This is a genomic window from Streptosporangium jomthongense (genome assembly GCF_042650425.1).
Taxonomy (GTDB): Bacteria; Actinomycetota; Actinomycetes; order Streptosporangiales; family Streptosporangiaceae; genus Streptosporangium.
The window spans coordinates 37,517-62,405 of the sequence record NZ_JBHSBC010000046.1 but is presented as its reverse complement, the minus strand read 5'-3'; the positions used below and the strand labels follow the sequence as shown (position 1 = coordinate 62,405).

The window sequence follows — 24,889 nt, the reverse complement described above, 5'->3', positions numbered from 1 at the left end:
CTAGTTGTGCCACGTCAGGAGGTACTCCTGGAACCTCACATGGCGGAACTGGTAGACGGCGCCCACCCGGCGCAGGAGACCACGCCGGTGGGTGTCGTCCAGGAAGTCCATGAACCGCCACGGCAGCCTGCCCCGCAGGGCGAGCCACGCCTTCGCCACCGCGTAACGGCCCCACACCGACGTCGTCAGCCCCATGAGGTGGTCGGCGAGCGCGTACCCGAGCCCGAAGACCGTCGCCGGGAGCACGGCCGCCCGGACGCCGTACGCGAACGTGTAGGCGATGCCCGTGGTGACGGAGATCGTGGTGAACAGCGTGAGACTGCGGGCGAGGGCCGCGAGCCGTTCGGCACGCCGGGTCGAGCGCGGGCTCAGCGCGAGGGTGACGTCGGTCGACACGTCCAGCCAGATGTTCAGCCCGTCGATCACCCCGAACGCGAGGCCGACCAGGATGCCGACGAGCACGCCGAACCACGACGCCGAGATCGCCCAGGCCGTCACCCCGACCCCGACGCCGGTGACACACCCGATGGCGACGTGGCGGACGAACGCCACGGCGCCCCGGCGGGAGGCGAACCTGACCTCGCTCGGCTCGGACCGGGTCGAGATGGTCAGGTATCCGTCGGCGAGGCCGACCGCGAGGCCGAGGCCGACCCCCTCGGCGACCGCCCGGTACAGGCCGCCCGTCTGGTAGACCACGAATCCCTGGATCAGCCCCGTCACCATGCCCAGGACGCGGCCCGCGCCCAGCGCCAGCCTCCGTTCGAGGGGCGTCTTCTCGTTCAGGCCGATGAGGGGCGTGAGGAGCCCGCCCCGCGTCCCGGACTCCCGCAGCCCGCGCAGCCAGGCGTTCATCGGCCCCTTCAGGATCCCCTCAAGGCTCCACCGTTCGGTACGGCGGTCGCCCGCCAGGAGGAGTACGGCGACGGCGAAGACGACGGCGGCGACGGGGCCGAAGACGAAGCCCACGACACACGCTCCGGCGACGGCGGCCGGGGCGTGCACGACGGCCGCCGGGGCCGCGGTCTCCAGGTGCCACCACGCGATGTCCGGCCGGTCCCGGCCGCTCAGGTTGCGGGCGAGGAAGGTCAGCCAGACCTGGACGTCGCCGGCCTGCGGGCCACGTCGTTCGTCGGGGTAGGCGGCCCGGATGAGCTCGCCGAGCAGGTGCTCCTCGACCAGTCCGGCCGTGGCGAGACGCGGCTGGAGCAGGATCGCCGCGTCCCCCGGCCGATCACCGTAGATCGCACGTGCCAGCGTCACCATGAGCGGCGTGCGCAGCGCCGTGGCGACCGGCCCGTCGGGGTTGTCCCGCATCTCGGCGAACACCGGGTCCCAGCGGCGCACGCGGGGCCTCGCCGTGGCCCCCCGGAGATACTCCTCGACCCTCGCGCAGCCGAGGGGCTGCAGCACGACGGCCGCCCCACGGGTGACGGCGTCGCCGGCCAGTACGGCGGCGCGGTACTCGTTCGTCCTGCTCGTCAGGACGATCTGGCGGTCCCGCCCCAGCCAGCCGTTGACGTCGGTGATCGCCTGGGGCCGGGTGGGCTCGGCGAGTTCGTCCAGGCCGTCCAGGATCGGCAGGACCAGGTTGTCGTGCAACAGGCGCCTGGCGAGCTCCCGCGCGTCCCGGTGCCGGGGTGAGCCGAGCTGGTAGTTCGTCGCCAGCTGGTCGGCCAGCCACTCCTCCAGCGGGATCTCGGCCGGGTTCCACCTGTTCAGCGGGATCAGGACCGGGACGGGCCGCCCGGGCACGCGGCGTTCCAGCAGTTCGAGCAGGAGGGTCAGGGCCAGGACCGACTTGCCGGAGCCGAGCGGCCCGAGGATCACCAGCCGTCCGCCGGGCAGGCTCTCGAAGAAGTCGGCGACCTGGGCGAGGTCGCCGTCCAGGGGCACGTCGGCGCGGGCGGCCCGCGCGTCCCCGGCCCTGGCGGCGGGCAGCGCGTAGATGGGGTCGGTGAGCTCCTCCTCCTTGGTCCAGCTGACGTTCAGCGGCCAGGGGTCGTTGAGCCTGCGCAGGGCCGCCTCCGCCTCCCACTGCTCACGCACCGCCACGGCCAGCTGGTCGGCGACCTTGAGCAGCGCGTCCGCCTCGGACTTCGGCGAGGAGCCACCGGCCCGAGGCCCGAAGAAGCGTTCGAGCTGGGACAGGAGCAGGCCGGCCGCCGCCGTGAGCACTCCCAGGACGGCGCCCCACCCGGCCGCCTGGTCCTGCCTGACGAAGAAGATCAACACTGAGATGAGGACGGCGGACCCGCACACCAGGGAGAAGACCGCTATGAAGATCCTTCTGGCCCACGATCGCCTTTTGGGGACCATTCCCACTCCTTGGCCGGCCCCGTACGGAATCTGCCGCTAATGGAATCAGGTGGCCAACCCTGATTCAAGGAGTTTTTCCCGTTCTGTCCTGGCCGGTCGTGGATTTGTGGGGGCCTTCCCGGGCGTGCTGGGGGTTTCGCCTGGTCGGCGGGCGGTGTGGGTGCCTTTCCGTGGCTCTACCGGGTCTGTGCGGGATTCCACGTCCGGGGATTTGCGGCGTCCCCTCCGGCGAGTGTCATTTTTCCCGATAATCCGGAAATATCGGGTTTTGTGGGAATGGTGGGACTTCTACTTCTCGTGGACCGTCAGAACCCCGGCGAGGTCGATGTCGCTTGAGCGACCGCCGAAACCGGACTCCGAGATCAGCCGGGCCCCGAGGACGGCGCTCCAGAAGGTGCGCGCCTCGACGGCGGCGGGACGGTCGACGACCCAGCCGTGGCGGTCGAGCACCACGGTGAGGTAGCGCTCCGCCAGCCGGAACAGCAGGGTGAGGTTGTGCTGCGCCACCGGCCGCAGCTCGGGCCTGAGCCGCGTCGTCGACATGGCCTGCACGGCGACCGGTACGGCGGGCAGCGCCAGCGCGGTGCGGGCCATCGCCTCACGGAACGCCCTGGGCGTGCGCTGCCGGTGCCCGACCGGCTCCAGCCGTTCGGCGTCGCGGAGCAGCATCAGGAACGCCGCGTGGACGAACAGGGCGTCCTTGGACCCGAAGTAGTAGGTGATCTGGTTCGGGTGCGCGCCGGCCGCCGCCGCGATCTCGGCCACGCTCACCGAGCCGAAGGGGTGCTCGGCGAAGAGCGCCACGGCCTGGTCGAGAAGCTGCGCGCGGGTGCGGCGGCCCCGGCTCCGGGGAGGGTCGCTCGTGGGCATGCTGTATTTGTATGCGATACAACTATGCCAGAGCAAGCCGGAACATCGAGGGGATCAGCATGAGCGTTCAGGACGTCGTCGTCACCGGTCTCGGGGCGACCACGCCTCTCGGTGGGGACGTCGACTCACTGTGGGAGGGGCTCCTCGCCGGGCGCTCCGGCATCCGGCGGATCGACGACCTCGTGGCGCCCTTCGCCCACGCCGACGACCTGCCGGTGCGGATCGCCGCCCCGATGGCCGTCTCCCCCGACGAGGTGCTGCCCCGCGTCACGGCCCGGCGGATGGACCGCTGCCAGCAGGCCGTACTCGTCGCCGCGCGGCAGGCCTGGGCCGACGCCGCCATGCCCGAGGTCGATCCCGACCGTCTCGCGGTGGTGGTCGGCACCGGCATCGCGGGCATCGGCACCCTCCTGGAGCAGGACGACCTGATAGAGGAGAAGGGGCCCCAGCGGATCGCCCCGCTCGCCGTCCCCATGCTGATGCCGAACGGCCCGGCCGCCTGGATCAGCCTGGAGTACGGCGCCAGAGCCGGCGTGTACACACCCGTCTCCGCGTGCGCGTCGGGTGCCGAGGCCCTCGCGTTCGCCGCCAGGCTCATCCGGTCCGGCGAGGCCGACGTCGTCATCGCCGGTGGCACGGAGGCCGCCATCACGCCGTTGACCATCGCCGGTTTCGCCCAGGTTCGCACGCTGTCGAAGCGCAACGACGCCCCCGAGCGCGCCTCACGGCCGTTCGACGTCGACCGTGACGGCTTCGTGCTCGGCGAGGGCGCCGGTGTCATGGTCCTGGAGCGGGCGGACTTCGCGGCCGCGCGGGGCGCCCGCCCGATCGGCCGGTTGGCGGGCTTCGGCATCACCTCGGACGCCCATCACATCACCGGCCCCGACCCGACGGGCGCGGGCCAGACCCAGGCGATCCTCAGGGCCGTCTCCTCCGCCGGGCTCCGGCCGGAGGACGTCGACCACGTCAACTGCCACGCGACGTCCACCGTCGTGGGAGACGTGGGCGAGGCGGCCGCGATCCAGCGGGCGCTCGGGAACGACGTCGTCCTCACCGCGCCCAAGTCCAGCCTCGGCCACCTCGTCGGCGCGGCCGGTGCGGTCGAGGCCATCGTCACCCTGCTGTCGGTCGCCAACAGCGTCATCCCGCCCACCCTCAACCTCGACAGCAAGGACCCCGAGGTCGAGCTTGAGGTCGTCAGCGGCGAACCCCGCAAGCAGCACCTCGGCGCGGCGGTGTGCAACTCCTTCGGGTTCGGCGGCCAGAACGTCTCCCTGCTCTTCACCGCTCCCTGACCGGTCAGCGGACCCCGGCGCGCTGGGAGGCGGCGGCGTCGGGGCGCAGGTCGGCCAGGGTCAGCGGGTGCGCCGGGGGATCGGTCAGCAGCGCCGTACGGACGAGGCCCAGATCGGGGCCGTTGTGCAGGAGCTCGCCGGGCTCCATCAGCCGCCAGCCGGGGTTGTCGTCCATCCGCTCGCTGGCCACGACGAGCGCGGGCGCCCGCGACAGGTCGCCGGAGTGCACCCGGATGCGTCCGCCGGTTCCCGTGTGGTCGAGGTGCCGGTCGCCGTGCCTGCCGCCGGGGGCGCGTTCGAGCACGTACAGCTCGTGGGTGTCCGGGTAGCGCAGCGCCCACAGCCCGCCGGGGGTGGCGAGGACGAGGTTGAGCGCGTACAGCGGCAGGTGTCCGGCGATCCATCGCACGGCCCGGCCGAGCCCGGCGGCCACGTCCCCGCCGTTCGCCCTGATCTCCTTGGTGACCAGGGCGAACACCCGTTCCGAGTCGGTCTCCCCCTTGACCAGTGAGCGCGCGTCGCCGAGGTGCTCGTCGAGCAGGTCGAGGCCCTCGACGACCCCGTTGTGCGCGAACAGCCGTCCGTCCTGCGCGAAGGGGTGGGTGTTGCGGACGTCGAGGCCGCCGGTCGAGGCGAACCTGATGTGGGCCACGAAGGTGGCCGAGCGCACGGTCCTGGCCTCCTCGGCGAAGCGCCGGTCGGCGTAGGCGGCGACGGGCTCCTTGCGCACCTGCGGCTCGCCGTCCTCCTCGAAGTAGCCGAGACCGGTGCCGTCGGGGTCGCGGTGCCCCTGGACGCTGAGGCTGTCGGGGGCGTCGAGCAGCCAGAACGTGGCGCGGGTCCGTTGCGGCGCGCTGGTCATCCCGAACAGACGGCACATCCCGCCCCCCTTCTCTCAGGAGACCTTCCCCGGGCATGGCAGATCTTGCCCGGTCGGCGGTGAAAGTCCAGGTGGGGAAGTGCCCTGGGTGGCGCAATCCGACCGTTATGCCATTTTCCCTACTCATTTAATAGGCTTTTCCTGTGAGACAGTCCGACGGCCGCGTGAGAGCGGCAACGGTGGCGTCCCGGAGCAGGGCCGACCGGGCCAGACAGGTGGCCGACCTGCTGCGGCGGGAGATCGTGCACGGCGGGTACGGCGCCGGGCGGCTCCCGCTCGAAGCCGCGCTCGCCCGCGAGTTCGGGACCTCGCGCAACGCCATCCGCGAGGCCCTGGACCTGCTGCGCGGCGAGGGGCTCGTCGAACGCTGCCCCGGCGTCGGCACCACGGTCGCCGCCGAGAAGTACCCCCACGACCTGCACCGGCTCCTCGGCCTCGCCGAGACCCTCCACGAGCACGGCCGGGTCACCAACGAGGTCCGCACGATGAGCCTCATCGCCCCGCCCGCCGCCGTCGGACGCAGGCTCGGCCTCGCCGCCGGGGAGCAGGTCGTCTACCTCGAACGGCTGCGCAGCCTCAACGGCCTGCCGCTCTCCCTCGACCTGACCTACCTCGTCCGCGACGTCGGCGAACCGCTGTTCGACGCCGACCTCGAAGGCAACGACATCTTCGTGCTGCTCGAACGCGTCACCGGCCAGCCCCTCGGTACGGCGGAGCTGACCATGGAGGCCGTCAACGCCGACGCCCACACCGCCGCCGTGCTCGACGCCCCACGCGGAGCCGCCCTGCTCATGATCGAGCGGCTCACCCACCTGTCGGACGGACGCCCCGTCGACCTGGAGTACGTCCGCTTCCGCGGGGACCGCCTGACCATGCGCGGCCACCTGCACCGCGGCCGGGAGGAGGACACATGCCCCTGATCAACCAGCGCGTCGAGGTCCCGGTGACCATCGACGAATCCCTGTGCATCGACGGCTGCACGCTCTGCGTCGAGGCCTGCCCGCTGGACTCCCTCGCCATCAGCGACGAGACCGGCAAGGCCTACATGTACGTCGACGAGTGCTGGTACTGCGGCCCCTGCGCCGCCCGCTGTCCCGTGGACGCGGTCACCATCAACATCCCCTACCTGCTGCGCTGAAGGACCTGACCGTCAGATGAGACCTCTCCGTACGGCGGCGCTGGCCGCCCTGACGCTCCTGCTCTCCGGCTGCTCGGTCGCCGGTGCCGGTGGCTCCGACGGCTCCGGCTCCTCCGGCTTCTCCGGGGACGGGAAGATCCACCTCGTCGTCGGCTACCAGTCGAAGACGATCAACACCGTGACCGCCGGGACGCTGCTGCGCTCGCTCGGCTACCTGGAGAAGAGGCTCGGCGACCGTTACACCGTCGAGTGGCAGGACCACGACACCGGCGCCCCGATCACCGCCAAGATGGTGGCCGGGAAGATCGACATCGGCTCGATGGGCGACTACCCGTTGCTGATCAACGCCTCCCGCACCCAGCAGACCCCCTCGGCCCGCACCGAACTGGTCTCCATCACCGGCTACAACCTGCGCGGCGCGCTCAACATGGTCGTCGTCGCCAAGGACTCGCCCGCCAGGACGCTGGCCGACCTCAAGGGAAGGAAGATCTCCGCGAGCGTCGGCTCCGCCGGGCACGGCACCCTGGTCCAGGCGCTGGAGAAGGCGGGCATCGACCCGGCGACCGGCGTGGAGACCGTCAACCAGCAACCCCCGGTCGGCGCCTCGGCGCTGGAGTCAGGCGGAGTCCAGGGCTACGCCCAGTTCGTCGCCTGGCCCGGCCTGCTGGTCTTCCAGGACAAGGCGCGCCTGCTCTACGACGGCGCAGCCCTGGACGTGCCGACCTTCCACGGCGTCGTGCTGCGCCAGGCCTACGCCAAGGAGCACCCCGAGGTCGTGGACGCCTTCCTCAAGGCGCAGCTCGACGCCACCCGCTACCTGCACGAACACCCGCTCCAGGCCGCGCTGACCGTGGCCGGCCAGACGGGACTTCCCCCCGAGGTCGTCTACCTCTACAACGGCCCCAACGGCATCTCCACCTTCGACGCCACCCTGAAGCCGCGACTCAGGGCCGCCCACGAGCACGACGTGCCCTACCTCAGACGCATCGGCGACGGCTTCTCCGGGGTGGACGTCACGACGTTCGTCAACGACACCTACCTCCGCAGGGCGTACGGCCCGGCCTACGAGACCGACCTCGCCTCGACCGTCAACCCCGCCGCGATCACCGGCACCGACCCCGTCTGCGACGTCCCCGTCAAGGACCCGGCGACCGCCTCCGAGCTGTGGCTGTCCGGCCAGGACACCACCCGGCCCGCCGCGACGCCCACCTGCCTGTTGCGGCAGATCGCCGGGGCGGGCACCGCGAAGGTCCGCGCCGCCTACGTCCCCGACACGGCCACCGGGACCCGCTGGTTCGCCGACCGGGCCGTCTGGGTCAGGGACCCCGACGGCGGGAGGAACGCCGAGTTCCTGCCCTTCACCACCGAGGACGGCGCCAGGGCCTACCGTGACGCCCACCCCGGCACCGAGGCCGTCACCTACGACGACGCCCTCAAAGCCGTCCTCAGGGCGTCCCGGTGACCGGCCCCGCGCGCCAGAGCGTCCAGGACCGCCCGGTGACCCGCCCCGCCGTACGGCGCGGGCGTTCCCAGGGTCACCCGGCCGCGCGGTGGGCGACCAGGATCGGCTGCCTGCTGGTGGCGGCCGGGCTCTGGCAGGCGCTCACCGCGACCGACGCCCGGCTGTGGCTGAGGTTCGACCGGCTGCCGGGGCCCGGTGAGGTCGCCGCGCGCTTCGCCACCCAGCTCACGACCCGGCTGTACTACCTCGACCTGCTGCAGAGCCTCATCCGCATCCTCACCGGCTTCGCGCTGGCCGCCGTCGCCGGGATCACCGTCGGCGTGCTGATCGCCCGCTCCCGCCGCGCGGGCGACGTGCTGCTGCCGCTCCTTGAGGCCGTACGGCCCATCCCCGCCATCGCCCTGGTGCCCATCGCGATCCTGCTGTTCCCCACCGACGAGCAGGGCATCGTGTTCATCACCTTCACCGCCGCCTTCTTCCCCGTCATGGTCAGCACCCGGCACGCCGTACGGGCGTTGCCCACGTTGTGGGAGGACGCGGTCAGGACGCTCGGCGGGAGCCGTCGCCACGTGCTGTGGAACGTCGTGCTGCCCGGCACCCTGCCCGGCGTCTTCGGCGGCCTCTCGGTCGGCATGGGGGTGGCGTGGATCTGCGTGATCTCCGCGGAGATGATCTCCGGTGAGTTCGGGGTCGGCTACCGGACCTGGCACGCCTACACGATCGTCGACTACCCCGGGGTGATCGTCGGGATGGTCACCATCGGCGCCCTGGGCTGGCTGACCTCCTCCGTCGTCGAACTGGTCGGCAGACGCGTCACCCGCTGGCTGCCGCGTGGGGAAGGGAGCGGGACGTGACACTCACCAGCGGGATCACCGTGGGCGCGGGCCGTACCGGGCTTTCGTTCCGGCTCGACGGGGCCGGGTTCGGCTACGGCGGGACGGCCGTGCTGCGCGACGTCGTCCTCGACGTCGCGCCCGGCGAGGTCATGGTGGTCGTCGGGGCCTCGGGCTCGGGCAAGTCCACGCTGCTGCGCGCCCTCGCGGGGCTGCTGCCCGCCTGGGAGGGACGTGTCCTGGCCGGGGACGAACCGGTCACCGGCCCCGGCGCCGAGCGCGCCATGGTCTTCCAGGACGACGGCCTGCTGCCGTGGCGCACCGTACGGCGCAACGTCGAACTGCCGCTGGCCATCAGGGGGGTCCCCCGGCGGGAACGGGCGCGGGCCGCCACCGAGTGGATCGACCGGGTCGGCCTGGCCGAGGCCGCACAGCGGCTGCCCAGGGAGCTGTCCGGCGGCATGCGCCAGCGGGTGCAGCTGGCCCGCGCCCTGGTCGGCGCGCCGCGCGCGGTGCTGATGGACGAACCTTTCGGCGCCCTGGACGCCCAGACCAGGGCCGACATGCAACGCCTGCTGCTGGACGTGCTGCGCGACACCTCGGCGACGGTCGTCTTCGTCACCCACGACGTGGACGAGGCGCTGCTGCTGGCCGACCGCGTCGCGGTGCTCGGCCGTACCGGGGTCAAGACCGTCCTGGAGACGCGGGGCGGGCCCAGGGCGGCCCTGCGCGAACGCATCCTGAAGGAGCTGTAGTGGAGATTCCCCCGGTCACGGACCGTCTCGAACTGGTGTGCGAGGTGCTCGTCGTCGGCGGCGGCACCGCGGGCACGATGGCTGCGATCACCGCTGCCGAGCGCGGCGCCCGGGTGCTGCTGCTGGAGAAGGCCCACGTACGGCACAGCGGCGCCCTGGCCATGGGCATGGACGGGGTCAACAACGCCGTCATCCCCGGCAAGGCGACCCCCGAGGACTACGTCGCCGAGATCACCAGGGCCAACGACGGCATCGTCAACCAGCGGACCGTCCACCAGACCGCGACCCGTGGCCACGACATGGTCCGCAGGCTCGAAGGCTACGGCGTGAAGTTCGAGAAGGACGAGTACGGCGACTACGCCGTCCGCCGGGTGCACCGTTCGGGCAGCTACGTGCTGCCCATGCCCGAGGGCAAGGACGTCAAGAAGGTCCTCTACCGGGTGCTGCGCCGCCGCGACATCAGGGAGAGGGTCAGGATCGAGAACCGGGTCATGCCGGTGCGCGTCCTGACCGAGGGCGGCAGGGCGGTCGGCGTCGCCGGGTTCGACACCCGCAGCGGAAGGTTCGTCGTCGTACGGGCCGGGGCGGTCATCCTGGCCACCGGCGCCTGCGGGCGGCTCGGCCTGCCCGCAAGCGGCTACCTCTACGGCACCTACGAGAACCCGGCCAACGCCGGGGACGGCTACGCCATGGCCTACCACGCCGGGGCCGAGCTGAGCGGCATCGAGTGCTTCCAGATCAACCCGTTGATCAAGGACTACAACGGCCCCGCCTGCGCGTATGTGGCCAACCCGTTCGGCGGGTACCAGGTGAACGGGAAGGGCGACCGGTTCGTCGACTCCGACTACTGGTCGGGGCAGATGATGGCCGAGGTCGCCTCCGAGATCGACTCCGCCCGCGGCCCCATCTACCTCAAACTCACCCACCTGCCCGAGGAGAGCGTCTCGGCCCTGGAGACCATCCTGCACTCGACGGAACGGCCGACCCGGGGCACCTTCCACGCCGGGCGGGGCCACGACTACCGCACCCACGACGTGGAGATGCACATCTCCGAGATCGGCCTGTGCGGCGGCCACTCCGCCTCCGGCGTCTGGGTGGACGAGAACGGCGCCACCACCGTCCCCGGCCTGTACGCCGCCGGAGACCTGGCGTGCGTCCCGCACAACTACATGATCGGCGCCTTCGTCTTCGGCGACCTCGCCGGGGCGCACGCCGCCGCCGGCCACCGGGTCCCCGCGACGCTCCCCGAGGACCAGGTCGCCGCCGCGCACGAACTCGTCTACCGGCCGCTGCGCAACCCCGAGGGGCCGCCGCAGCCGCAGGTGGAGTACAAGCTGCGCCGCTTCGTCAACGACTACGTCGCCCCGCCCAAGACAGGCGCCAAGCTGGAGATCGCGCTTGAGTCCTTCGAACGGATGCGCCAGGAGATCGCCGCGATGGGCGCGCACACCCCGCACGAGCTGATGCGCTGCGTCGAGGTGGACTTCATCCGCGACTGCGCCGAGATGGCCGCCCGTTCCTCCCTGGTGCGCACCGAGAGCCGCTGGGGCCTCTACCACGACCGCGCCGACCTGCCGGAACGCGACGACGAGGGCTGGCTGTTCCACCTGAACCTGCGCCGCCGGTCCGACGGCGCCATGGAGTTCGTCAAGCGTCCCGTCGAGCCGTACATCGTGCCCGTCGAGGAGTTCCAGCCGGTCCAGGCCGAGCCCGTGCTCATCGGCGCCCACACCAGCGCCCCGGTGCGCACGGCCGTGGAGACCCGCTCGGCCGGGACCGCCGTCGGCCGCTCGCCCCGCATCCTGGAACTGCACCGGCTCGCCGAGGAGCAGCCACCGGTCGAACGGCTCACCCCCTACCTCGCCGACCCCGACCCCAAGGTGCGCCGGGCGGCCATCGCGGTGCTCACCGAGACCGTGCCCGACGGCGCCGGTCAGGCGCTGGTCGCCGCCCTGGCCGACGACCACGGCATGGTACGGCGGGCCGCCGCCAACGGCCTGCGGGAACTCGTCGAGGTGCTGCCCGCCGACGCCGCGCTCGGCGCGGGCCTGGTCGGCCGGGCGGACAGCCCCGACGCCGTGGTCAGGGCGAGCGCGCTCGACGTGCTGCGCGCCCTGCGGCTGGGCGACGCCGAGGTCTTCACGGCGGCCATCGGGGACGCCGACCACCGGGTGCGCATCGAGGCCATCCGCGGCCTGGTCTCCCTCGACGCGTCCGGCCTGGTGGCCGAGGCGGCCGGAGACGCCTCCCGGGAGGTCCGTGTCCGGGTGGCCGTCGGCCTGGGCACCGTCGGCGAACCGTCCGCCGCCCTGGAGACGCTCGCCGACGACCCCGACCCGCTCGTCAGGGCCGCCGCCCTCGAATCGTCCGGCGCCACCGGCTCCCCGCTGACGGCGGCGGCCGTACGGGGGCTGGGGGACGCGGCCTGGCAGGTGCGGGTGGGGGCGGTCCGCTGCCTGGGCGCGTCCGGCCCCGAGGTCGCGGTGCCCCTCCTCACCGAGGCCGCGACCGACCCCAACCTCGACGTGCGCAAGGCCGTCGTCCTCGCGCTGACCCCCTGGAGCGCGCGGCCGGAGGTGGCCGAGGCGCTGCGGGCCGTACTGTCCGACCCGGACGCCGACGTCCGCGCCTACGCCCGCCGGGCCCTGCCCGCCTGACACGCGCGAGGCCCCGGCGCCGTACGGTGCCGGGGCCTCGAAGGAAGGGCGAGCGGTCAGGCGTCGAAGGTGCCGGTGTTCACGTGGCCGATGAACGAGCGCCACTGGGTGGGGGTGAAGGCCAGGGCGGGTCCGGAGGGGTCCTTGCTGTCGCGGACGGCGACCAGGTTGGGGAGGTTGGTGGCGACCTCTACGCAGTTGTCGTGGGTGCCGCTGAGGGTGGACTTGCGGAACTCGGCGCCGGTCAGGTTGGGGGACATGGCCTTCCTCGCCTTCGTCTGAAGGGTTCCTGATCCTCACTGTGTGAGTGTCCTTTGACACGCGCAAGCCCCTGACGCCGTGTCAGCGCCAGAGGCTTGCGAGAAGGTGAGCGGTCAGGCGTCGAAGGCGCCGGTGTTCACGCGGCCGATGAACGAGCGCCACTGGGCGGGGGTGAACGCCAGGGCGGGTCCGGAGGGGTCCTTGCTGTCACGGACGGCGACCAGGCCAGGGAGGTTGGTGGCGACCTCCACACAGTTGTCACCACCTCCGCTAAGGCTGGACTTTCGGAAGACCGCACTGATTAGGGGGGAAGCAGACATGATCACTCCTTGACTGCGGCGATGAAGGCCGCGGACTCCTGGGGAGGTAGCGCCAGCTCTGCGAGGCGCTCGAATATCACCTTAAGGTCTCTCACCTGGTCGGCTGCCTCGATGTAGATCTCCCCACCAGGACAACCGACATAGCCAACATCTGGATCTTCTTCCTCGAAAGAGAGCACGGAAAACGCGCCCTCCATCCCTACGTGCTCGTTGGTCCGCATCGGAAGAACTTGGATGATGGCGTGCTGCCACTTGGCGATCTGGCACAGCTCATCGAGCTGACGCGTCATGACGCCTGCCGGGCCAACGGGATGGACGAGCGCGTATTCGTCCACGATCGCATGGAACACTGGAGCTTGCTCTCCAAGAAGACGAACCTTCCTGGTCATGCGAGCGTCTACTCGCCGGTTCACCTCGTCCTCACTCAATTGTGGTCGCGCCGCCTTGATGATCGACCGGGCGTATCCGTCACTCTGAAGTAAGCCAGGGATCAACAGTGGTTCCCAAGTTCTGATGGTTGTTGCTTCAGCTTCCAGTGCGACGTAGTTGCCGTTGAACACGTCCTTGTAGGACATCCACCAGCCTCGTCGACGAGCGTCTTTGCCGAGTTGAATCAGGTTGGCCTTCGTCGCGGAATCTGCTCCATACAGGTCACAGGCATTGGCGATATCCCCTGTATTCAACAGGAGTCGGGCATTCTCGACACGACTCATCTTGGAGCGGCTCCAGTTGAGCTGGCGTGCCGCCTCATCGGGCGAGAGGCCCGCCTGCTCACGAAGTTGTTGCAGCTCACGGCTCAGGCGGCGATGCCGCACGGTCGGACTCATCAAGGCGCCCCAGGGTGCTGCAGAAGATGAATGACTTGATTGGCAATTTTCCTTGCGTGCTCGCAACTTGCGAGTGCACTATAGACCAGGAACACCGACACAGTGAGTGAGGTCATCATGACAGAAACGCACGGATCGACCCCCGCCAGCCGTGCGTCTGGGGTGTCAGACGTTCTCCCCTGACGAAGGAAAGCCGAGCATCGGGGGAGACAAGCACACTTCAGCCACCCTCTCGGCCGGGGTAACTGACGAAGGTTCCGATCTGGGGGACCGTGTAGACCAGCCCCTGATCGCGGAGGTAGGCCACCACCTTGCGTGCCGTGGTCCTGGCGATGCCGAACTCCTGCACCATCTGCGCCTCTGATGGGACCAGGTGTCGAGGCTGGTACTCCCCGCTGTGGATCCTGCTTTCCAGGATCTCGACCACCTGAATCCAGATCGGGCGATCGGGCTCGTAGTCATGCACGAGACGAACGTAGAGATGCATCCACGCGCCGTGTCATATGGCTACGGCTAGTAACGGATCTACATGAGTAGATACGAGTGCAGATAAGAAGTCGAACGTACAAGCGATCAAAACACCCGAAGCGTAAAAAACGGACCTGCCCGGCGTTGCGCCGCCGGAACAGGTCCTTGATCAGGAAGGTAACTCCTGACGTGAGCAAGAGTAGTGCCCCGGCCTCCGGCCCGGACACGTGCGCTTGTTTCGGCGGTGCCGTTCCGCTGCCCATGGGATGTGCCCAGTGTGGGCATGCCCCCTATGCCCACGGATGCCCACACCAGGACGGGCACGAGTATGTGCAGCCGTCCGGGCTGTTGATGAACGCCCGTCTTCAGGCCCGTCGTGAGTACGGGCCGCAGATTCTTCCCGCTCCCCGGCCTCCGGTGGAGGTGACGCCCGCCGAGGTGATTCCGCTGGTGCCCGCCCAGCGGCGTCCCGAGCCCGACCCCGATCCTGAGGCGCCCGCGATGGCCCCGGCCGCGACGGCCGTACCGGACGGTGCTGTGGAGTCGGATCTTGGGTCGGTTCCTGTGGATGACCCGGGTGTGGTTCCGGATTTGGTGCCTGTCACGCCGATACGGCCTACTCAGGCGCCGCTGCCCAGGCGGGTTCGGCGTCCGTTTCCTCGGGTTCCTCGGTCGGGGGTCATCTGGACGAGGGTGCACCAGTCCGGCCATTCCGGTGTCCGGCCTGCGAGCGGCGGGCCGCCGCGACGTGGAGACCGATGTCGCGTTCCCCAAGTTCGTAGGACCTGTCGGTCTGGTGTTCATGGGCTCCGGTTCTCGGCTGTGTCGTACGGCGCGCGGCTTCTTTCTTGTCCCGCAGGGCAGGCCCGTCTGGCGAGCACCTCGTCGGTAAGAGCCTCTGATCGGATCACGGAGGTCCAGATCATGCACAACACCCCAAGTCGCCCGGTGGTCCCGGGCTGGCGGTTGCTCGTCAGCGACGCGGGCCGCTTCTGGGCCTTCCGCAACCGTCTCTTCCCCCACGCCGCCGTACGGGCCGGAGCGGAGTCGGCGGTGGACGCCGACACCTTCGAAGAGATTCAGGCCGTCATCGCGGAGCAGGAGGAGAAGGCCCGCGTTGCCGCTCTGGTCGAGGAGGTCACCTCGTGACGGGACGTCACCGTGACGGCCAGCCGTACGCGCCGGTGTATCGGCGGGTCTGGGACGGGCCCGCGCGGGCGGAGGCCGAGCGGATCGATCTGGCATGGGCCGATTGGACGGTGCTCTACAGCCTGGGGCGACGGTCCTTCTACGCGGTGGCCGCCTGGGACGGTCCTCGGCCGGTGATCGTGGAGGACCCCACGGGTGAGGGGTTGGAGGAGCGGATGCGGGAGGCGGAGATGATCCGGGCGATTCGGCTGGCGGCGCCCGCGTCGCGGCCTTCTCCGGTGCCGGTTCGGCGCAGGCGGCGTGGGGCCGGTCGTTCGCCCTCCGGGGTGCGGGACGAGGCGCCCTCCGGGGTGCGGGGTTCGCCTGATGGGGAAACGGCGTCCGCCGGGGGACGGTCTTCGCCGGGTGAGGGAGTGGTGTCCGCCGGAGGGCGTTCGCCGGGTGGGAGGGCGGCATGATGCCGTTCGTCGGACCGCCGCGTCCAGTGGGCGGTGTCGCACATCCCAGTTGCGACAGCTTGCGACGGGCTCATCCTGACTGGCTGGTCTTCCACAGCTCACGGTCCGGCCTGTGGAGCGCCTATCGGAGTGTCCTGTCCGGCAGGCCGTACCTCAATGACGTGCTGCTGGTGCGGGCCGGGTCGGTCGAGGAGCTGGAGCGCAAGCTGACCGCCCAGGCACCTCCGGTGGTGCCGCCGAGCATCCAGGCCGTGGCCGTCGCCCGCGCGCTTCGGACCCGGGCCGCCCGGGTCGTTCAGGCCGTATGCCCTGGTCAGGCCATCGCGCCTGGTCGGTCTACGGCGTTGCGCAGGTTGCTGCGCTCCCCATAGCCGGTACGGCGGCTCGCCGTACCCCTTGAGCGTGCGGTCCAGGCGGGAGGGGTCTGGACCGCACCCCTCCGCACCCCATGAGCGTGCGGTCCAGGCGGGAGGGGTCTGGACCGCACACCTTCGCAGACGGTTCCCACGCACGCCGGGACAGATGGGCGTGCCGGGGAAGAGGGAGTCGTCTGGCGCACCGGCCCCGAGCACGTGGGGCCGGTTCTCCTCCAGGGTGCCCGGCCAAGTGCTCCCCGGCTCGGGGCCGGGCACCTGCCCCACGAAAAGGCCCCGAACTCCGGGCTTCGTGGCCAGAACGAAGGCCCTCGAAAGGTCGGCTCGAACGAAGGTCCCGGACCTCACGACCCGGGTCGAAAGACCTCGGAAACCCCGGCCCGAGCGAAGCGTGTTCCTGTCCGCCCTCCGAACCGGGAAGACCATGACCGACGACGAACGACGGTTGATCGACCTGCTCATCAGCACCCACCCCGGCTGGCGGTACGAACAACACGATCTGCCCGGCCTACCCCATTGGTGGGCCATCCGGTACGAACCGCTACGCCCCGACCAGCGCAGAGCCGGAGCCCGGGACGCCCTCGGCCGTACGACCCTGCGCCGGCTCGCCCGCGCGCTGGCCCGGCATGACCAGATCCTGCACATGCTCCGCTACTGAAGGAGAACCCCCATGTCCCCCCTCAAAGCCGTCGCCCCGGACGGCACCTTCTCCACCGGGCCCGACACCACCGAACGCCTCCTCACCCCCGGCGAAGTGGCCCGCATCTTCGGAGTCGATCCCAAGACGGTGAATCGGTGGGCGCTGACCGGGCGCATCCCCTCGGTCAGGACCCCCAGCAGGCAACGCCGCTACCGCCAGAGCGATATCAACGCCCTTCTCAACGCCTCACCTTGACCGTCACCTTTCGGCGGTCTCCTGGCGGACGTGCGCCTGTCGGCGGAGCGGTGGCCGTCGGCCTGGGTGCCGTCGGCAAACCGTCCGCCGCCCTGGAGACGCTCGCCGACGACCCCGGTTTCGACACGCGCGAGGCCGGAGGTGACCGAGGCGCTGCGGGCCGTACTGTCCGACCCGGACGCCGACGTCCGCGCCTACGCCCGCCTGACCGCTCCCCGGGTCCTCGGCGAAGGGCCCGGACGGGGTGCTCCGGCTGTCTCACGGACGGAGCGGGGATCTGAGACCCGGGGCCCACGCGGGGAATTCACCGGGTTTCGACGACGGTCGGACCGGTGAAATGTGAGGCGTTCTCAGCGCATAGAACTTCTCGGCCTTTCCGGAGGTGGCGGGTGCCGTACGACCGTGGTCTCTTCGGGTCGTGCGGCATTGTTCGGGTGTCAACAGGGCGGGGAGTGGGCGGTATTTTCCCGGCCGGGCGTCGTGTCGATTCGCGAACGGGACAGAAGTCCCTTTCACGGAGGGGGCGGGAGCATCGTCGCCACCGTCCGTGTGAATAAGCGGTTGACGGGAGGATCGAAGCGGCAGAGGTCGCGATTACCTGTCTGACAATAGTTGACAGTCACTCTTGAGGGTGACATATTGTTTTGCGATATCAACAGGGTGAATGTTTTACCAGGTCAATCTGTTCCGGTCGGCCCGTGTGGTCTTCATGTCTCGGGGAGTGGGGGGTCGTCTTTCGCAGCCCTGGGGCGCTGAAAGAGAGAACGGCCCGTGTCGGGCCGAAACGGGCTCCGGGCGGGGCGTTAACGGTCGTGTCGATATTCGTTCAGAACGTGTTCTTCCTCCGCCCGTCGTGCCGGAGGTTTCCGGGGTGTGCCGCTGACGGGGCCGGGTCGCCGTCTCCGTCGACCGGTCGGCGCCTCTGTGGCGGTATTCCATGAGAAGAGTGCGGCCGTCGGCGATTTATCGGCCGTGACGCCCGCGGAAACGAGATATCGGTAAAGCGGTGGTGGGGCATTCCTTCTTTCGGAGCGCGCGACACCGGAACGCGTGATCGGCGTGTCGGACGACCTGGTCCAGGAACGGAGAAAGGGCACCCTTCGCCGAGGGAGAAGAGAATTGGCTGTTCAGGCCGGAGAGACGTCGTCGTCAGACGGCGCCCACACGAGAGAGGGCTATCAGCCCGAGCTTTCCGCGGTTGAGACGGTCCCCGTCGGTTCGCTGCTTCCCGCTGACTCCCCACGGCGCCTCGGGGAGAACGCCCAGCACATACGCATGCTCTCCGGTACGGAGGACACGTTGCCTCCGGTGATCGTGCACCGGGAGACCATGCGGGTCATCGACGGGATGCACCGGCTACAGGCGGCGGTCGTACGCGGTGAGGAGACCATTCGTGTGCGGTTCTTCGAAGGCGACGAACACGACGCCTTCGTGGTGGCCGTCAAGGAGAACACGGCGCACGGCCTCCCGCTCTCCACGGGGGACCGCGTCGCGGCGGCGGCCCGTATCCTCCGCTCGCACCCACACTGGTCGGACAGGGCGATAGCCAGGATCTCAGGCCTGTCCGCGCGGAAGGTGGCGGACATCCGCCGCACCGTACTCCCGCAGGACGCGCAGCCGAAGGCCCGGCTGGGGCGTGACGGCCGGACACGCCCGCTGGACGGCTCCGCCGGCCGGATGCGCGCCGCCGAACTGATCGTCAAGGAGCCGCAGGCCTCCCTGCGGAGGATCGCGCAGCAGGTGGGGATCTCACCGGGCACGGTGCGGGACGTCCGCGACCGGCTGCGACGCGGGGAGGACCCCCTGCCGAGGGCACTGCGCCCGCGGGCGCCGGAGAGGACGCCGCCCGGGTCGCGCCGGCCTTCGGCGTCCGAACCCGGGCGCGACCAGCGCCGGAGGTCGCCCCTGAACATCCTGATGAAGGACCCCTCCCTCCGGTCCGCGGAACGCGGCCGGCACCTCCTCCGCCTGCTCAGCGCCAACGCCGCGCTCGCCCAGTCCTCGGAGTGGCTGGTCGGCGTCGTCCCGGAGTACTGCGTCGGCCTGGTCTGCCAGGTGGCCATGGAGAACGCCGCCGTGTGGGAGAGGTTCGCCGAGAACCTTCAGCGGCGGACGGCGCGGCCCAGACCCCGGGAAAGCTGACCGGACTCCCGCCGGTCCTGGGCGTGCCGGTCGAGGGGGACGCGTACGGGCTCCCGTAGGACGGCGCCCTCGGTTGTGCCCCCAACGGTGCCCTCGGTGGCGTCCCCGGTGGTGCTCTCGGCGGCGCGGCCCGCGCGGTGCCGGCGAACCGCGTCACGGTTGGCGCACTGCTGGGAGCAGTAACGCTGCCGCCCGGTACGGGAGGTGTCGGCGAAGACCGTGGCGCACTCGGCCACGGCGCACCGCCGGAGCCGGTGCATTCCCCGCCCGACCAGATGCAGCGCGGTGCCCACGGAGATGAGCGCGAACAGCACGGCGCCGAGCGACCGCTGGTCGTCGCGGTAGTGCAGGTGCCAGCCGCTGCCCGCGTGGTCGGTCAGCCGTGGGTAGGCGGCGGACCCGGCCAGCATGCGGTTGACCAGTTCGGCGCGTTCGTGCTCGTCGGTGGCGTCGACGACCTTCTCCCACGCGTCGAGTACGGCGTGGACGCGGTCCACGTCCTGCGGTGTGACCGGGTGTTCCAGTACGAGTCCGGCGGCCTCGCAGCGGTCCGCGAGCTCCTCGGCGGTCGCCGGGCGCCGGTTGGCCAGATCCGCGGCGAGGTTCACGGCGTCTCCGCCGTAAGGGTTGAGGTGCACAAGACCATTACATCACCCTTGTCCATATGACACATCACACCGGCGTGCGCCAGGCGTCCCAGGACGACATCGCCGAACTCGTCCGCCTGCGGGCGCTGCTGTTCGGAGACCTCGGCGGAGACTTCTTCAACCCCTCGTCGGCGGGCGACGAATGGCGGACGGCCCTCGCCGCGGTCCTGAAGGAGAAACTGACGCGGGACGACGCGCGAATCCTCGTCGTGGACGGCCACGAAGGCCTCGCCGCCTGCGGCATCGGCACCGTCGAGCAGTGGTTTCCCGGCCCGCACTCGCGCAACGGCCGCATCGGACACGTGATCGGCGTGGTCACCGATCCGGCGTATCGCCGACGTGGCCACAGCCGCGCGATCATGCGGGGCCTGCTCGACTGGTTCAGGGAGAGCGACGCCGTCCGGGTCGACCTGTACGGCTCCCGCGAGGGCGAGCCGCTCTACCGGGAACTCGGCTTCTTCGACCATCCCGACCCCGCGCTGTGCTGGCGCCCGTGAGGGAGCGGTACCGGTGGGTCGTCCTCGGCGTCGCCACCTTCACCCAGGCCGCCTCAGGATTCTTCGTGCAGGGCATCGGGGCGATGGGTGTCCACCTGCAACGCGACCTCGGCCTGAGCACGGCCCAGCTCGGCCTGCTGCTCTCGGCGGCGCAACTGGCCCCCCTGGTCGGGCTGCTGGTCGCCGGGGAGCTGCTGGACCGCCACGACGAGCGCTGGGTCGTCGGGGCGGGCGCCTGCGTCGTCGCCGTGAGCCTGGGGGTGGGTGGCACGACGCGGACGTATGAGTCCCTGCTCCTCGTCCTGCTGGTCGTCGGCGCCGGATACAGCACCGTCCAGCCCGGGGGCAGCAAGTCGGTGGCGTCCTGGTTCGACACGTCCCAGCGGGGGCTGGCGATGGGGATCCGCCAGGCGGGCCTGCCGCTGGGCGGTGTGCTCGCCGCGGCCACGCTGCCCGCCCTCGCCGCCGAACTCGGCCTGCGGGCGGCGCTCACGGCCGGTGCGCTCGTCGCGCTGCTGGGCGCCGTCGCCTTCGTGACCCTCTACCGCAGGCCGCCCGCGCGGCCTCTCCCCGGTCCTCCGGGCGGCTCGCTCGGATCGCGGTCACGGATGCTCCGCGAACCGGCCATGGTGAGGACCGTTGTTTCCGGGATGAGCCTGGTCTCGGTGCACAGCGGGATCGGCGTCCTGACCGCGCTGTACCTCCACGAGGTGACGGCCCTCGAAGCGGGCCCGGCGGCCCTGGCCCTGGTGGCGGTCCAGGGTGCGGGGGTCGCCGGTCGCGTCTGCCTGGCGGCCTGGAGCGACCGAGGCCGATCCGGACATCACACCTGCGTCCTGACCTGCGTGGCCGCCGTGACCGTGGGGATGTCGGCGCTGGCCACCCCGGTGGGGCGTTCGTCCGTGGCGGCCTGCCTGGTGTTCGTCTGGCTCGGCTTCTTCGGAATCGGCTGGTACGGCCCATGGGTCGCCCACGTGGCCGAATCGGCGCCCCCGGGCAGGACGGGCTTCGTCCTCGGCGCGGCCATGGCCGCCAACCAGATCGCCGTCGTCCTGGCGCCGCCCGCCCTCGGCCTGGTCAAGGACCTGACCGGCGGCTTCACGGCGCCCTGGCTGCTGCTGTCCGCGCTGACCGCCGTCACCCTGCCGGCCACGGCCTCCGGGCACCGCCGGCCTCGACGGTACGGCCCGGCGGAAGCCGTACGAGAGCAGGACACGAACGAGGTCTCGGGTCACTGACGGTCTTTCCGGCGGCCGGAACCGGCGGATCCGGCCGTTGGTGAGCGCATGCCGGAGCGAGGAGGCCCGACGCGTCGCCGCACACGTCCCAGGCGCATGGCCGGGACCGACTCGGTGACGGCGACGCCGGGCGCGACCTCCGTACATCAGCCGGCCCCTTGCCCGGCCTTCTCGGTCTTCCCGGCCTTCTCGGTCTTCTCGGGGGCCAGCAGGTCGCGCAGCCGGGTGCACTCACGGACGAAACGGCTCCTGCCGCCCCGCGCCGCGTGGGACGAGACCTCCGGGATCTCACCCTTGGCCCCGGTCCAGGACGCCACGTCGGCGGTGAGGGCCACCAGCTCGGAGTGGACGACGGTCGGCCGTTCCCCCTTGCCCGGCAACAGCATCGGCGTCATGGTCATGAGGATCTCCCAGACCTGCCTGTGCGCGCCCTGGTGGACGGCCTCGGTGAGGGCGGCCAGCACCGGACGGGTCTCGAACCAGGCGCGGCGGATCAGGTACGCCAGCTGACGGCCGACCGCCGCACCGGGCAGATCCCCCCTGGCCGCCATCCGCAGCAACGCCTGTACGGCCTCCGGGCGTTCGGCGGCCAGGAAGTAGGCCAGGACGAGCGCGGTCGCCTCCCCGGCGGGGCCGTCCGCCTGGGTCAGGGCCACGAGATGCGGCGGGTACACCCCCGGACGGTCCCACTGGTAGAGCAGGTGGGGCAGGTAGTTGACGGCGACGACCTCCCGGTGCGACGGCAGGATCGCGGGCCACCACTCCATGGCCTGGCCGTACCCCTCCCGGTACCACCGCGACGGCTCGCCGAGCAGTTCGTCGACGAGGTCGTGCCCGGTCGGCTCGGCGCGCAGCACCGGTATCAGCCGGATGTTCGGGGAGCGCGTCAGCTCGTCGTCGTCGAAGACGCGCTCACGCGCGTTCCTGACGTATCCCCACTTCACACCCGTCTCGGGGTCGGACAGGCCGCCCCCGGCCAACCAGGCGGCGACGGCCTCCGCCGCCCGCGACCCGACCCGCGCGGCACGCTCCGCCGCCTCGGCGCGGCGCCCCCTCGGCAGCCGCAGCAACGCCTGCCACAGGTCGGCGGGCAGCGGTTCGACCCCCGCCGCCGCGCAGACCTCCAGCCGTTCGACCAGCACGTCGGGCGCGAGATGCCCGGTCATCGACGTGGGCGTCGCCAGCAGAACGGGCGGCAGCGCGCCCTTCCGCAGCGCGTCGTACAGCTCAGCGAACCGGCGCAGCAGGAACATGTGCGGCCCCGAGACGTTCCGGGGGTCGGGCAACCGGTTCCGCGTGCGGTACTTCGCTGGGAGAAGGCTCAGGCCGAAGCGCGGTTCGGCCCGGTCCGGCGAGGGCATGAGCAGCCTCTGCGCGAAGACCCCGAGCTCCGCGACCCGGCGGAAGATCTCATCCCGCCAGTCCCTGGGCAGGAACTCGTCCTCGTCGGTGGCGGCGTGCGTCACCGAGAAGCCCGTACCGGCCAGGGGATCGACCGGTGCGGGCTCCGGCACCCCGGGGTCGCTGCCGGAGGCGACGACCTCCCTGGCGAGGGCGGTGATCCAGGAGGAGGCGTCGAGCCACGGTCCCGTCTCGTCGTCCAGGGGGGAGAAGGCCGCCAGCCGCTCGCGCAGGGCCGTACGGTCACCCCCGGCCTGCCCGACGAAGGCGGCCAGCCACCGCTCGCACCCCACCCAGCCGCCGTGGGGGTCGTCCAGCGAGGGGGCGGGGAAGGGGTCGGGCTCCTCGACGGCGGGCAACGCCGCGGGGGCGAACGCCTCGGGCGTCTCCGCCCCCGCGATCTCGCCACCGAACACCGCCGCCACCTGCGCGCCGAGGTCGGCGGGCAGTGACGGAACGGCGTCGGTGATCGTCGCGGCCCCGCCCCCGAACGCGGCGGCGCGCTTGACGGCGATCCGGGCCGCGCGCCGCTGCACCTGGTAGGAGGTGTGCGCGAATGCCGTGGCCAGCGCCGACGCCGTCTCCCCGGCCAGCTCGGGCGCCCGCCGTACCTCCTCGTCGAGCCAGCGCAGGCCCGCGTCGGCCAGCTTCACCTCGGGCCGGAAGACCAGCGCGTCGATCGCCTCGGCGACGTCGGCCGCGTCGTGCGGGCCGGTACGGCGGACCTGGGCGAGCGCCAGCGTGGCGACCGCGCTGGGAGCGGTGGGCAACAGCCGCAGGTAGTCACGCGCCCGGGCGGCGGCCTCGTGCGGCTCCGGCGCGAGGAGTTCGTGCAACCGTACGAAGAACCGCAGGTCGACGGCGTCGCCACCCCGCAGGAAACGGCTCAGACAGCCGTCGAGGAACTCCTCACGTGAGACCTTCCCGGCCTTGAGGAGCCACTGGATCCGGGCGAGCCACAGGGTGGGGGCGGGGGTCAGCCGCTCCTCTCGCAGGGCGCGGCCCACCCCCTCCGCCTCGAAGATCCGGGGAAGCAGCGTGTCCGTCAGCGGGTCGTCCTCAACCGTCCCGGCGGAGAGCCAGGCGAGCACGAGCGGGTCGTGCCTGGGCGGCTCGACGCCACACGTCCGCAGCAGCGCCAGCGCCAGCGGGATGACGTGGTCGTCCGCCGTACGAATCTTCCTGGCGAGCCGGACCGCCACGTCGGCCTGCCAGGCAGCGGGACGGGTGGCCAGCGTGCGGACCAGCTCTGCCGGGGGCGGCGCCGCCGCCCATCGAGGGGCGAACTCGCGGCGGGCCAGCCAGGCGACCGCCGCGGCGGGGCCCGAGATCGTGCCCGCGCCGACGATCCGCAGCGGCGTCCCGAACTCGGCGAGCCCGTCGCGCCCCGCCGAACGGGCGGCCGTCTGCGCGGAGGACCGCAACCAGGAGGGCCAGTCGTCCTCCGCGCCGTAGTCGGCCAGGAGGCGGGCCCGCCAGTCCTCACGGGTCTTCCGCTCGGCGTTCTCCCGCAGCTCCGCCAGGAGCTCCGGCAGCCGACGAGCCACTTCGACCCGCTCGGCCTCGGTCAGTACGGCCACGCGGTCCGTCAGCGCCTTGACCCTGCGCGCGACGACGAGGTCGCGTACCTCCTGCCAGGCGGTCACCGGGCCCCCTCCACGACGATCCTGGTGGTCCGCGCACACCCGGAGAAACCACGTCGGTGAGTCGGCGTGCGGCGCGTTCCCGACGGTTCGGTCTCCCACGCGCTCGACACGACGCAGCCGGAGGCCGGCCGTTCCGGACGACCCTCTACCAGGTTGGGAGGCGCGGCGTAGCCGTACGCCCACGTCGCACTTGTCATGCGCGGGACATTAGGGATCGTCACCGACAAAACGTATGCACACGTGGAAGCCGTCCCCCAAGGGCCCTCCTGCGCGCACGCGGGTGAGGCGTGGCCCGGCCTCCTGGGACACCCGCGGGGTCCTCCCGCGCACGCGGGTTACGACGCCGAACGGGACGCCTGG

Annotated in this window: 24 protein-coding genes; 15 read left to right on the top strand and 9 right to left on the bottom strand. The window is 71.3% G+C overall.

Features of this window, described 5'->3' with window-relative positions; genetic code table 11:
- Both ACFOYY_RS35285 and ACFOYY_RS35280 read right to left on the bottom strand, forming a co-directional pair.
- Positions 1-2,316 carry an NACHT domain-containing protein gene (locus ACFOYY_RS35285; protein ID WP_386195521.1) on the bottom strand — a complete coding sequence of 772 codons (2,316 nt, stop codon included), beginning with the start codon at positions 2,314-2,316 and terminating at the stop codon, positions 1-3.
- 288 nt (positions 2,317-2,604) lie between these two features.
- Complete coding sequence (locus ACFOYY_RS35280) at positions 2,605-3,186, bottom strand: TetR/AcrR family transcriptional regulator C-terminal domain-containing protein (RefSeq protein ID WP_352014435.1); 582 nt, start codon at positions 3,184-3,186, stop codon at positions 2,605-2,607.
- A 59-nt stretch (positions 3,187-3,245) separates the two neighbouring features.
- Here ACFOYY_RS35280 and ACFOYY_RS35275 point away from each other — a divergent pair, with 59 nt between their 5' ends.
- Positions 3,246-4,481, top strand: a complete 1,236-nt coding sequence (locus ACFOYY_RS35275) for a beta-ketoacyl-[acyl-carrier-protein] synthase family protein (RefSeq protein WP_352014434.1) — start codon at positions 3,246-3,248, stop codon at positions 4,479-4,481.
- Positions 4,482-4,485: 4 nt separating this feature from the next.
- Here the strand turns inward: ACFOYY_RS35275 and ACFOYY_RS35270 are convergent, their stop codons facing one another.
- Positions 4,486-5,361: a class II glutamine amidotransferase gene (locus ACFOYY_RS35270; RefSeq protein ID WP_386195518.1), complete on the bottom strand. Its 876-nt coding sequence runs from the start codon at positions 5,359-5,361 to the stop codon at positions 4,486-4,488.
- Positions 5,362-5,525: 164 nt separating this feature from the next.
- Between ACFOYY_RS35270 and ACFOYY_RS35265 the strand changes: the two genes are divergently transcribed.
- Genes ACFOYY_RS35265 through ACFOYY_RS35240 form a run of 6 tightly spaced genes read left to right on the top strand, consistent with a single transcriptional unit; the run spans position 5,526 to position 12,206 of the window.
- Positions 5,526-6,281: a GntR family transcriptional regulator gene (locus tag ACFOYY_RS35265; protein WP_352014432.1), complete on the top strand. Its 756-nt coding sequence runs from the start codon at positions 5,526-5,528 to the stop codon at positions 6,279-6,281.
- Positions 6,272-6,499 carry a 4Fe-4S dicluster domain-containing protein gene (locus ACFOYY_RS35260; RefSeq protein WP_352014431.1) on the top strand — a complete coding sequence of 76 codons (228 nt, stop codon included), beginning with the start codon at positions 6,272-6,274 and terminating at the stop codon, positions 6,497-6,499. Before ACFOYY_RS35265 ends, ACFOYY_RS35260 begins: the two co-directional genes overlap by 10 nt.
- 16 nt (positions 6,500-6,515) lie before the next feature.
- Positions 6,516-7,961, top strand: coding sequence for an ABC transporter substrate-binding protein (locus tag ACFOYY_RS35255; RefSeq protein ID WP_386195515.1), 1,446 nt, complete (start codon positions 6,516-6,518; stop codon positions 7,959-7,961).
- The gene (locus ACFOYY_RS35250) at positions 7,958-8,815 is read left to right on the top strand and encodes an ABC transporter permease (protein WP_386195513.1); all 858 of its coding nucleotides are present in this window, start codon (positions 7,958-7,960) and stop codon (positions 8,813-8,815) included. The genes ACFOYY_RS35255 and ACFOYY_RS35250 overlap by 4 nt, the downstream gene beginning before the upstream one ends.
- A complete protein-coding gene (locus ACFOYY_RS35245; RefSeq protein ID WP_362913559.1) occupies positions 8,812-9,549 on the top strand; it encodes an ABC transporter ATP-binding protein in 738 nt (245 codons plus the stop codon). Before ACFOYY_RS35250 ends, ACFOYY_RS35245 begins: the two co-directional genes overlap by 4 nt.
- The gene (locus ACFOYY_RS35240) at positions 9,549-12,206 is read left to right on the top strand and encodes a fumarate reductase/succinate dehydrogenase flavoprotein subunit (protein WP_386195511.1); all 2,658 of its coding nucleotides are present in this window, start codon (positions 9,549-9,551) and stop codon (positions 12,204-12,206) included. The genes ACFOYY_RS35245 and ACFOYY_RS35240 overlap by 1 nt, the downstream gene beginning before the upstream one ends.
- Positions 12,207-12,262: 56 nt before the next feature.
- Here ACFOYY_RS35240 and ACFOYY_RS35235 read toward each other — a convergent pair whose 3' ends face one another.
- From ACFOYY_RS35235 to ACFOYY_RS35220, 4 genes are all read right to left on the bottom strand, one after another.
- Positions 12,263-12,466: a DUF397 domain-containing protein gene (locus ACFOYY_RS35235; protein WP_386195509.1), complete on the bottom strand. Its 204-nt coding sequence runs from the start codon at positions 12,464-12,466 to the stop codon at positions 12,263-12,265.
- 114 nt (positions 12,467-12,580) lie between these two features.
- Positions 12,581-12,787, bottom strand: a complete 207-nt coding sequence (locus ACFOYY_RS35230) for a DUF397 domain-containing protein (RefSeq protein ID WP_386195507.1) — start codon at positions 12,785-12,787, stop codon at positions 12,581-12,583.
- A 2-nt stretch (positions 12,788-12,789) separates the two neighbouring features.
- Positions 12,790-13,614 (bottom strand): helix-turn-helix domain-containing protein, encoded by an 825-nt coding sequence (locus tag ACFOYY_RS35225; protein ID WP_386195505.1) that lies wholly within the window; start codon positions 13,612-13,614, stop codon positions 12,790-12,792.
- A gap of 220 nt (positions 13,615-13,834) precedes the next feature.
- Positions 13,835-14,080, bottom strand: coding sequence for a GntR family transcriptional regulator (locus ACFOYY_RS35220; RefSeq protein ID WP_386195503.1), 246 nt, complete (start codon positions 14,078-14,080; stop codon positions 13,835-13,837).
- Between the two features lie 926 nt (positions 14,081-15,006).
- On the opposite strand from ACFOYY_RS35220, the gene ACFOYY_RS35215 reads away from it, so the two are divergent.
- From ACFOYY_RS35215 to ACFOYY_RS35190, 6 genes are all read left to right on the top strand, one after another.
- The gene (locus ACFOYY_RS35215; protein ID WP_386195501.1) at positions 15,007-15,231 is read left to right on the top strand and encodes a hypothetical protein; all 225 of its coding nucleotides are present in this window, start codon (positions 15,007-15,009) and stop codon (positions 15,229-15,231) included.
- Positions 15,228-15,689 carry a hypothetical protein gene (locus ACFOYY_RS35210; RefSeq protein WP_386195499.1) on the top strand — a complete coding sequence of 154 codons (462 nt, stop codon included), beginning with the start codon at positions 15,228-15,230 and terminating at the stop codon, positions 15,687-15,689. The genes ACFOYY_RS35215 and ACFOYY_RS35210 overlap by 4 nt, the downstream gene beginning before the upstream one ends.
- Before the next feature lie 59 nt (positions 15,690-15,748).
- Positions 15,749-16,060 carry a hypothetical protein gene (locus ACFOYY_RS35205; RefSeq protein WP_386195497.1) on the top strand — a complete coding sequence of 104 codons (312 nt, stop codon included), beginning with the start codon at positions 15,749-15,751 and terminating at the stop codon, positions 16,058-16,060.
- Positions 16,061-16,487: 427 nt separating this feature from the next.
- The gene (locus ACFOYY_RS35200) at positions 16,488-16,721 is read left to right on the top strand and encodes a hypothetical protein (protein ID WP_386195495.1); all 234 of its coding nucleotides are present in this window, start codon (positions 16,488-16,490) and stop codon (positions 16,719-16,721) included.
- A gap of 12 nt (positions 16,722-16,733) precedes the next feature.
- Entirely contained in the window at positions 16,734-16,958 is a 225-nt protein-coding gene (locus ACFOYY_RS35195; RefSeq protein WP_386195493.1) for a BldC family transcriptional regulator, read from the top strand.
- Between the two features lie 1,275 nt (positions 16,959-18,233).
- Positions 18,234-19,100 (top strand): ParB N-terminal domain-containing protein, encoded by an 867-nt coding sequence (locus ACFOYY_RS35190; protein ID WP_386195491.1) that lies wholly within the window; start codon positions 18,234-18,236, stop codon positions 19,098-19,100.
- Here the strand turns inward: ACFOYY_RS35190 and ACFOYY_RS35185 are convergent.
- Complete coding sequence (locus ACFOYY_RS35185; protein WP_386195489.1) at positions 19,061-19,738, bottom strand: CGNR zinc finger domain-containing protein; 678 nt, start codon at positions 19,736-19,738, stop codon at positions 19,061-19,063. The two genes, ACFOYY_RS35190 and ACFOYY_RS35185, sit on opposite strands and share 40 nt — an antisense overlap.
- Before the next feature lie 26 nt (positions 19,739-19,764).
- Between ACFOYY_RS35185 and ACFOYY_RS35180 the strand changes: the two genes are divergently transcribed.
- Together ACFOYY_RS35180 and ACFOYY_RS35175 are read left to right on the top strand one after the other, a co-directional pair.
- Positions 19,765-20,244: a GNAT family N-acetyltransferase gene (locus ACFOYY_RS35180; RefSeq protein WP_362913567.1), complete on the top strand. Its 480-nt coding sequence runs from the start codon at positions 19,765-19,767 to the stop codon at positions 20,242-20,244.
- The gene (locus tag ACFOYY_RS35175) at positions 20,241-21,482 is read left to right on the top strand and encodes an MFS transporter (protein WP_386195487.1); all 1,242 of its coding nucleotides are present in this window, start codon (positions 20,241-20,243) and stop codon (positions 21,480-21,482) included. Before ACFOYY_RS35180 ends, ACFOYY_RS35175 begins: the two co-directional genes overlap by 4 nt.
- A gap of 146 nt (positions 21,483-21,628) precedes the next feature.
- Here the strand turns inward: ACFOYY_RS35175 and ACFOYY_RS35170 are convergent, their stop codons facing one another.
- Positions 21,629-24,529: a DUF6493 family protein gene (locus ACFOYY_RS35170; RefSeq protein ID WP_386195485.1), complete on the bottom strand. Its 2,901-nt coding sequence runs from the start codon at positions 24,527-24,529 to the stop codon at positions 21,629-21,631.
- Positions 24,530-24,889: the final 360 nt, after the last annotated feature.

Coding starts and splice junctions, on each gene's coding strand:
- ACFOYY_RS35285 (WP_386195521.1), bottom strand. CDS start 2,316: ATGGTCCCCAAAAGGCGATCGTGGGCCAGAAGGATCTTCATAGCGGTC.
- ACFOYY_RS35280 (WP_352014435.1), bottom strand. CDS start 3,186: ATGCCCACGAGCGACCCTCCCCGGAGCCGGGGCCGCCGCACCCGCGCG.
- ACFOYY_RS35225 (WP_386195505.1), bottom strand. CDS start 13,614: ATGAGTCCGACCGTGCGGCATCGCCGCCTGAGCCGTGAGCTGCAACAA.
- ACFOYY_RS35260 (WP_352014431.1), top strand. CDS start 6,272: ATGCCCCTGATCAACCAGCGCGTCGAGGTCCCGGTGACCATCGACGAA.
- ACFOYY_RS35195 (WP_386195493.1), top strand. CDS start 16,734: ATGTCCCCCCTCAAAGCCGTCGCCCCGGACGGCACCTTCTCCACCGGG.
- ACFOYY_RS35180 (WP_362913567.1), top strand. CDS start 19,765: ATGACACATCACACCGGCGTGCGCCAGGCGTCCCAGGACGACATCGCC.
- ACFOYY_RS35270 (WP_386195518.1), bottom strand. CDS start 5,361: ATGTGCCGTCTGTTCGGGATGACCAGCGCGCCGCAACGGACCCGCGCC.
- ACFOYY_RS35255 (WP_386195515.1), top strand. CDS start 6,516: ATGAGACCTCTCCGTACGGCGGCGCTGGCCGCCCTGACGCTCCTGCTC.
- ACFOYY_RS35200 (WP_386195495.1), top strand. CDS start 16,488: ATGACCGACGACGAACGACGGTTGATCGACCTGCTCATCAGCACCCAC.
- ACFOYY_RS35215 (WP_386195501.1), top strand. CDS start 15,007: ATGCACAACACCCCAAGTCGCCCGGTGGTCCCGGGCTGGCGGTTGCTC.
- ACFOYY_RS35190 (WP_386195491.1), top strand. CDS start 18,234: ATGCTCTCCGGTACGGAGGACACGTTGCCTCCGGTGATCGTGCACCGG.
- ACFOYY_RS35275 (WP_352014434.1), top strand. CDS start 3,246: ATGAGCGTTCAGGACGTCGTCGTCACCGGTCTCGGGGCGACCACGCCT.
- ACFOYY_RS35230 (WP_386195507.1), bottom strand. CDS start 12,787: ATGTCTGCTTCCCCCCTAATCAGTGCGGTCTTCCGAAAGTCCAGCCTT.
- ACFOYY_RS35235 (WP_386195509.1), bottom strand. CDS start 12,466: ATGTCCCCCAACCTGACCGGCGCCGAGTTCCGCAAGTCCACCCTCAGC.